The organism is Streptomyces sp. NPDC006516 (genome assembly GCF_040611875.1).
In the GTDB taxonomy this organism is placed as follows: Bacteria; Actinomycetota; Actinomycetes; order Streptomycetales; family Streptomycetaceae; genus Streptomyces.
Map to the genome: position 1 here is coordinate 1 of NZ_JBEXPD010000029.1, position 7,116 is coordinate 7,116.

At 69.8% G+C, this 7,116-nt stretch carries 2 protein-coding genes; both read right to left on the minus strand.

All coding sequences use genetic code 11. From position 1 onward, the window contains the following. A partial coding sequence (locus ABZY45_RS34960; RefSeq protein ID WP_356746289.1) for a type I polyketide synthase occupies window positions 1-5,976 on the minus strand: 5,976 nt, incomplete at its 3' end. 43 nt (window positions 5,977-6,019) lie between these two features. Then, window positions 6,020-7,116 (minus strand): KR domain-containing protein (locus tag ABZY45_RS34965; protein ID WP_356746290.1); only part of this gene is annotated, 1,097 nt, incomplete at its 5' end.

Consider the following 7,116-nt stretch of genomic DNA (forward strand, 5'->3'; position numbering starts at 1 on the left):
CAACGCCAGATCACAATCCCCCGACCGCAGAGACTGCACCGCCGAATGCAACGCCACCAACGACGACGAACACGCCGTGTCCACCGTCACCGCCGGCCCTTCGAGGCCGAAGACATAGGAGATGCGGCCCGAAGCGATGGCTCCTGTACCGCTGTTGGCGGCGTAGTCGTGGTACATCACACCCGCGAAGACACCCGTCCGAGAGCCCGCGAGCGTCGACGGAACGATGCCCGCACTCTCGAGCGCCTCCCATGACACCTCCAGCAGCAGCCGCTGCTGCGGGTCCATGATCAACGCCTCGTTCGGGCTGATCCCGAAGAAGTCCGGGTCGAACTCGGCAGCCCTGTGCAGGAAGCCGCCCTCACCCACGTAGCTCGTGTTCGGCCGCGTGCTGGTCGGGTCGAGAAGCGCGTCGACCCGCCAGCCGCGGTCGGTCGGGAAGGGCGTGATCCCGTCCCGACCCTCGACGACGAGGTTCCAGAGGTCCTCTGGGGACTCCACACCGCCCGGATAGCGGCAGGCCATGCCCACGATCACGATCGGATCGTCGTCCGTGGCCGTGCCCACACTGACGGTCCGCACGTCCTCCGTCACTCCGGAGAGTTCGCCCAGCAGGTAGCGGGCGAGTGAGAGCGGGTTCGGGTAGTCGAAGATCACGGTCGCCGGTAGCCGGAGGCCGGTTTCCTCGCCGAGGCTGTTACGGAGTTCGAGCGCTCCGAGTGAGTCGATTCCCAGATCACGGAATGCCCGATCGGCTTCGACCGCTTGGGCCCCGGAGTAGCCGAGGGCGACTGCGGCGCGTTCCTGGACGAGGCCGAGCAGCAGGTCCTTCCGCTCCTCCGCCGAGAGCCCGGCCAGTCGGCGCCGAAGCGTGTCCGAGCCCGCTCCGGCAGCCGCAGCACTACGCCGGGCCGTGGGCACCAGGGCGCGGAACAGACCGGGCAGTGCATCGCCCTGGGCCCGCAGTCCGGGCAGGTCGAGGGCGGTCGGCACGACGAGGGCACGGTCCACCGAAGGCGCGGCGTCGAAGAGCGCCAGGCCTTCGTCAGTGGTGAGAGGGGAGATGCCGCCTCGGGAGATCTTGGCACGGTCGGAGGTGTCCAGCTCACCGGCCATACCTCCGGCCAGCTCCCACAGCCCCCAGGCCAGCGACTGCGCAGGCAGCCCATGGGCACGACGCTGGACGGCGAGAGCGTCCAGGAAGGCGTTGGCCGCCGCATAGCTGCCCTGCCCGGGCGCACCGAGCAGTCCGGCGAAGGAGGAGAACAGGACGAAGGCCGCGAGCGGCTGCCCTGCGGTGAAGTGGTGGAGGTGCAACGCGGCATCCACCTTGGGACGGAGCACCGTGGTGACGCGCTCCGGGTTCAGGGAGGCCACGACACCGTCGTCGAGCACACCCGCCGCGTGCACCACACCGGTCAGCGTGACCTGCTTCAGGAGGGCAGCTACAGAGGCGCGGTCCGCCACGTCACAGGCCGCGATGGTCACTTCCGCCCCGAGTGCGGTGAGTTCGTCCCGGAGCCCGGCAGCGCCCGGGGCGTCCGGGCCCCGACGGCTGGTGAGCAGCAGGCTGCGTACACCGTGGTCCGCCACCAGGCGGCGGGCGACGAGGGCACCGATGCCTCCGGTGCCACCGGTCACGAGCACCGTGCCGTTCCCGAAGGCACCACCGTCGGCGACGGGTGGTGCGTCGGCGTCGGCCGGAACGCCGGCCGACGGTGAGGTCGCTACAACGGCCCGGCCGGTGTCCGCGGGGTCGGCCGTGGCCCGCGTCAGCCGTGGGGCGTGCAGCACGCCGTCGCGTATCGCGACGTTGTCTTCCCCCGCGGCGACGACGGCGGCGCTGATCGACTGGGGGTCCGCTGCGCCGTCCAGGTCAGCGAGGAGGATACGGCCCGGGTTCTCCATCTGCGCGGAACGGACCAGCCCCGCGACCGCGGCGCCGATGAGACCACCCAGTCCCAGTCCTGTGCCAGCGGCACCCTCCGAGGCAGTGGCGCCACTCGGCAGGTTCTCCGGCCCGGCGACGTCCACGGCTCCGCGGGTGACGACCAGCAGACGCGAGGCGTCGAACCGCCCGTCGGCATCAGCCAGCCATTGCTGAAGCACCGCCAGCACACGGTGCGTCGTCGTGTGAACAGCATCGACGGACTCGGCAGAGGGTATGGAACCGGCGAAGTCCGAGGACTCCTCGATGCTCCCGGATGCGGAGGCGTCCGGACGGCCTGCCTCGAGTACCACGATGTCCGGGACGGGTGCGCCGCGATCCAGCTCCTCCCAGGTCCCGATGGTCAGGGCTTGCGGCTCGATGGCCGACGGCAGCCTCACCCAGTCCAGTTGATAGAGCGAGTCATGGAACGTGGCTGCTGCCGCCGCCAGTTGTGCATCAGAGATACGGCGCAGAGCCAACGAGCCGACCGTGGCAACCGGCCGACCCTCGACATCGGTGCACTCGACACTCACCGCGACACTGCCGCCACCGGACTCGCCCGGGACGAGCCGCACGCGCAGCGACGCGGCGCCGGAGGCGTGCAGGGCCACCTTCGACCAGGTGAACGGCAGTGTCGGGCCCTGACCCACCGCATCCGTCAGGGCGACCGCGTGAAGCGCCGCGTCGAGGAGAGCGGGGTGGAGACCGAAGCGCTCCGCCTCGCTGCGGGCGTGCTCGGGAAGCGTGGCCTCGGCGTAGATCTCGCTGCCATGCCTCCAGGCCGCGGTGAGCCCTTGGAAGACCGGCCCGTACACCATGCCGGATTCGGCGAGCCCCTCGTACAGCCCCTCCAGATCCAGCGGTTCGGCACCGGACGGCGGCCACTCATGCAGGTCGGCCCCGCCGCCCGGAGCAGGGGCTGCGGCGGAGGACGCGAGTATCCCACTGGCGTGGCGCATCCACGGAGCATCGGCGTCCGCGTCACCGGCACGCGAGTAGACGCCCACCGAGCGATTTCCGTGGACGGCATCGGGAGCCCGGACGATCACCTGGACCTGCGCCGAACCGTGGGCGGGCAGGACCAGCGGTGCCTCGATCACCAGCTCATCGAGAACCGGCGAGCCGACCTGGTCCCCCGCACGGATGGCCAGCTCGACGAACCCGGTACCGGGGAAGAGCACCGACTCGCCGATCACATGATCGGCCAGCCAGGGGTGCGAACCGACGGAGAGCCGGCCGGTGAACACCGCGCCGTCGGCGTCGGCAAGCATCACCATGGCGCTGAGGAGGGGGTGCTCGGCCGCATGCAGACCGGCAGCGGCTGCACCTCCGGCTGCGCGGTCGGGCAGCCAGTAGTGCTGGCGCTGGAAGGCGTAGGTGGGCAGGTCGACGCGGCGGGCTCCGGTCGGCGCGTAGAAGGCGGCCCAGTCCGGGACATGGCCCACGGTGTGCAGCCGCGCGAGCGCCGTTACCAGCGCCTCGGGCTCGCTCTGATTGCGGCGCAGGCCCGGTACGAACACCGCGTCGGCCGCCGAGTTCTGGGCCATCGCGGTGAGGACGGCGTCGGGGCCGACCTCCAGGAACACAGAGACGCCGGCGGCCGACAGCGCACGCACACCATCGCCGAACCGCACAGCCTCACGGACGTGACGCACCCAGTACTCGGGCGTACGCAGATCTGCCGGGGTTGCCAGCTCGCCGGTGAGGTTGGAGACCACCGGAATACGGGCCTCGCCGAACGTCACACTCTGGGCGACGGTACGGAACTCGTTGAGCATCGGCTCCATCAGCGGCGAGTGGAACGCGTGCGAAACCCGCAGGCGACTGGTCTTACGACCCTCCGCCTCGAACCGGGCCGCAACCTCCAGCACGTCCGCTTCCGCGCCGGAGATGACCACCGCGTCCGGACCGTTCACCGCAGCAATGCTCACCGCGTCCGAGGTCAGGTACGGAAGCACCTCGTCCTCCGATGCGCGGACAGCGACCATCGCGCCGCCAGTCGGCAGGGCCTGCATCAGCCGGGCCCGCGCGGCGACCAGCCGTGCCGCATCCGCCAGCGACAGCACACCCGACACGTGCGCGGCCGTCAGCTCACCCACCGAGTGCCCAGCCAAGAAGTCCGGGCGCACACCCCACGACTCCAGCAACCGGAACAACGCAGTCTCGAACGCGAACAACGCCGGCTGCGTGAACTCCGTCCGCTCCAGAAGCCCCGCGTCCTCACCCCACACAACCTGACGCAGCGACGTGGGCAGGTGTCCGTCCAGCTCCGCGACCACCGCATCGAACGCCTCGGCGAACACCGGGAAGGACTCGTGGAGCTCACGCCCCATACCCACCCGCTGCGCACCCTGACCCGTGAAGAGGACGGCCAGAGCCCCGGCAGAACGAGAAGTCCCCCGCACCACACCGGGACCTTCGCGTCCTTCCGCCAACACACCCAAAGCAGCGATCAGCTCTTCGCGGTCGCGGCCGACCACCACGGCACGCTGATCCAGCACCGCACGCGAGGTCACGAGCGAGAAACCGACATCAACCGGACGTATGTCAGACGCGGCAACCCGGTCCAGCAGACTCCCCGCCTGCTCCTTCAACGCGTCCACGCCGGCGGCCGAGAGCACCCACGCATGCACCGGGAGCTCCAGAGCAGGAGCCGGGCCCTCCTCCGCCCCGTCACTCTCGGCGGGCTCCTCCTCCGGCGCCTGCTCGATGATCACGTGCGCGTTCGTGCCGCTGATCCCGAACGACGACACAGCCGCCCGCCGCGGACCATCCTTCTCGGGCCAGTCCCGGGCCTCCGTCAGCAGTTCCACCGCACCCGCGGACCAGTCCACCTTCGGCGATGGCTCCGCCACGTGCAGCGTCTTCGGCAGCACTCCGTGCTGCATCGCCTGGACCATCTTGATGAGTCCGGCGACACCCGCGGCGGCCTGGGCGTGACCGATGTTGGACTTGATGGAGCCCAGCCACAGCGGCCGGCCTTCCGCTCGGTCCTGGCCGTAGGTGGCCAGCAACGCCTGCGCCTCGATCGGGTCACCCAGCGTCGTACCGGTGCCGTGCGCTTCGACGGCATCGATGTCGGAGGGTGTGAGCCCGGCCGAGTTCAGGGCGTCCTGGATGACGCGTCGCTGGGCGGGACCGTTGGGTGCGGTCATGCCGTTGCTGGCGCCGTCCTGGTTCACAGCCGAGCCACGTACCACGGCGAGCACCGGGTGCCCGTTGCGGCGGGCGTCCGAGAGCCGCTCCACCAGGAGGACGCCTACGCCCTCGCCCCAGCCCGTACCGTTCGCGTCGGCGGCGAAGGCGCGGCAGCGGCCGTCCGGCGAGAGGCCGCGCTGCTCGCTGAAGTAGGCGAACACGTCCGGGGTGGACATCACGGTGACGCCCCCCGCGAGCGCGAGGGAGCACTCGCCGCGCCGCAGTGACTGGATCGCGAGGTGGAGCGCGACCAGCGAGGAGGAACAGGCCGTGTCGATCGAGACGGCCGGGCCCTCCAGGCCGAGGGTGTAGGCCACCCGGCCGGACACCAGGCTGCCGGCAGTCGTGACGCTCGCGTAGTCGTGGTAGACGACACCGGCGAACACGCCGGTTCGGCTTCCCTTGAGCGACGAAGGGTCGATCCCCGCGCGCTCGAGGCTTTCCCAGGAGGCTTCCAGCAGCAGCCGCTGCTGCGGATCCATGTCCTCGGCCTCGCGCGGGCTGATCTTGAACAGCTCCGGGTCGAACTCATCGGCGTCGTAGAGGAATCCGCCGGTCTTCGCGTAACTCTTGCCCGGCTTCCCCGGCTCCGGGTCGTAGATGTCGTCGACGTTCCAGCCACGGTTGGCCGGGAAGTCGGCGATGGCGTCCGTACCTGCCGCTACCAGGTCCCACAGATCCTCGGGGGACCCTGCGCCGCCGGGGAAACGGCAGCTCATGGCGACGATGGCGATCGGCTCGTGTTCCCTGGTCTCGGCCTCCCGCAGCTTGCGGCGGACCTGGCGCAGGTCAGTGGTGGCTCGCCGGAGGTATTCCCGGAGCTTGGCGTCGTTCTCCATCGTCGTCATACCCAATCTCGGAGGAAGTTCATATGAGGACTGCGAAGAGCTCTCAGGAATGACCCAGTTCGTTGTCGAGCAGGTCGAACAGCTCGTCGTCGGATGCGGTGCTGAGATCCGGCTCGTCCTCGGCCGTCGCCGCATCGGGCTGGGCCGCGTTCCAGCGGCGCAGCAGGGTTTCCAGACGCGCCGTGATCTGAGCGCGCCCACCGTCCACGAGCGAGGCGGCAGCAAGAGCGGCCTCGAGGCGCTCGACCTCGCTGATCAGCTGCTGGGACCCGTCGGCATCGCGGGGGGCCAGCAACTCCTGTATCTGTACGGCCACATCGCGGGCGGTCGGGTGGTCGAACACCAGGGTCGAGGGGAGCTCCAGCCCGGTGGCGATGTTGAGGCGGTTGCGGAATTCGACGGCTGTCAGGGAGTCGAAGCCGAATTCCTTGAAGGCGCGGTCGGCCTCGATGGCGTTGGCCGTGGCATGGCCCAGTACGCCGGCGACCTGCTCCCGCACCACGTCCAGGAGCAACCGCTCCCGCTCCTCCGGACCGAGACCGGACAGCCGTCCTGCGAGGGTCGCGCCTCCGCCGGCCTTGCCCCGGGAGGAGACGCGAGCCATGTGGCGGAGGAGGTACGGAACAGTGGCCGGCTGCGACCGCAACGCCACCAGATCCAACGGCAACGGCACCATCACCGCCCCACCCGCATCCGAACCCGCACTCATCGCGGCATCGAACAACTCCATACCCTCGACCGCACCCAACGCCGGGAAACCCTGCCGAGCCAACCGCTCCACATCACCGACCGACAACCGGTCAGCCATCCCACCCACACCGACCCACGGACCCCACACCAACGACCGGCCCGGCAGACCACCACCCACCCGCACCACAGCCAACGCATCCAAAAACGCATTCGCCGCCGCATAATTCGCCTGCCCCGGACCACCCAACAACCCAGCAACCGACGAAAACATCACAAACGCCGACAACTCCATCCCCGCCGTCAGCTCATGCAGATACCACGCCGCATCCGCCTTCGGCGCGAACACCCCATCCAACCGCTCCGGCGTCATCGCACCGATCACACCGTCATCCAGCACCCCCGCAACATGCACCACACCCGTCAGAACAACCCCGTCCAGCACCGCCGCCA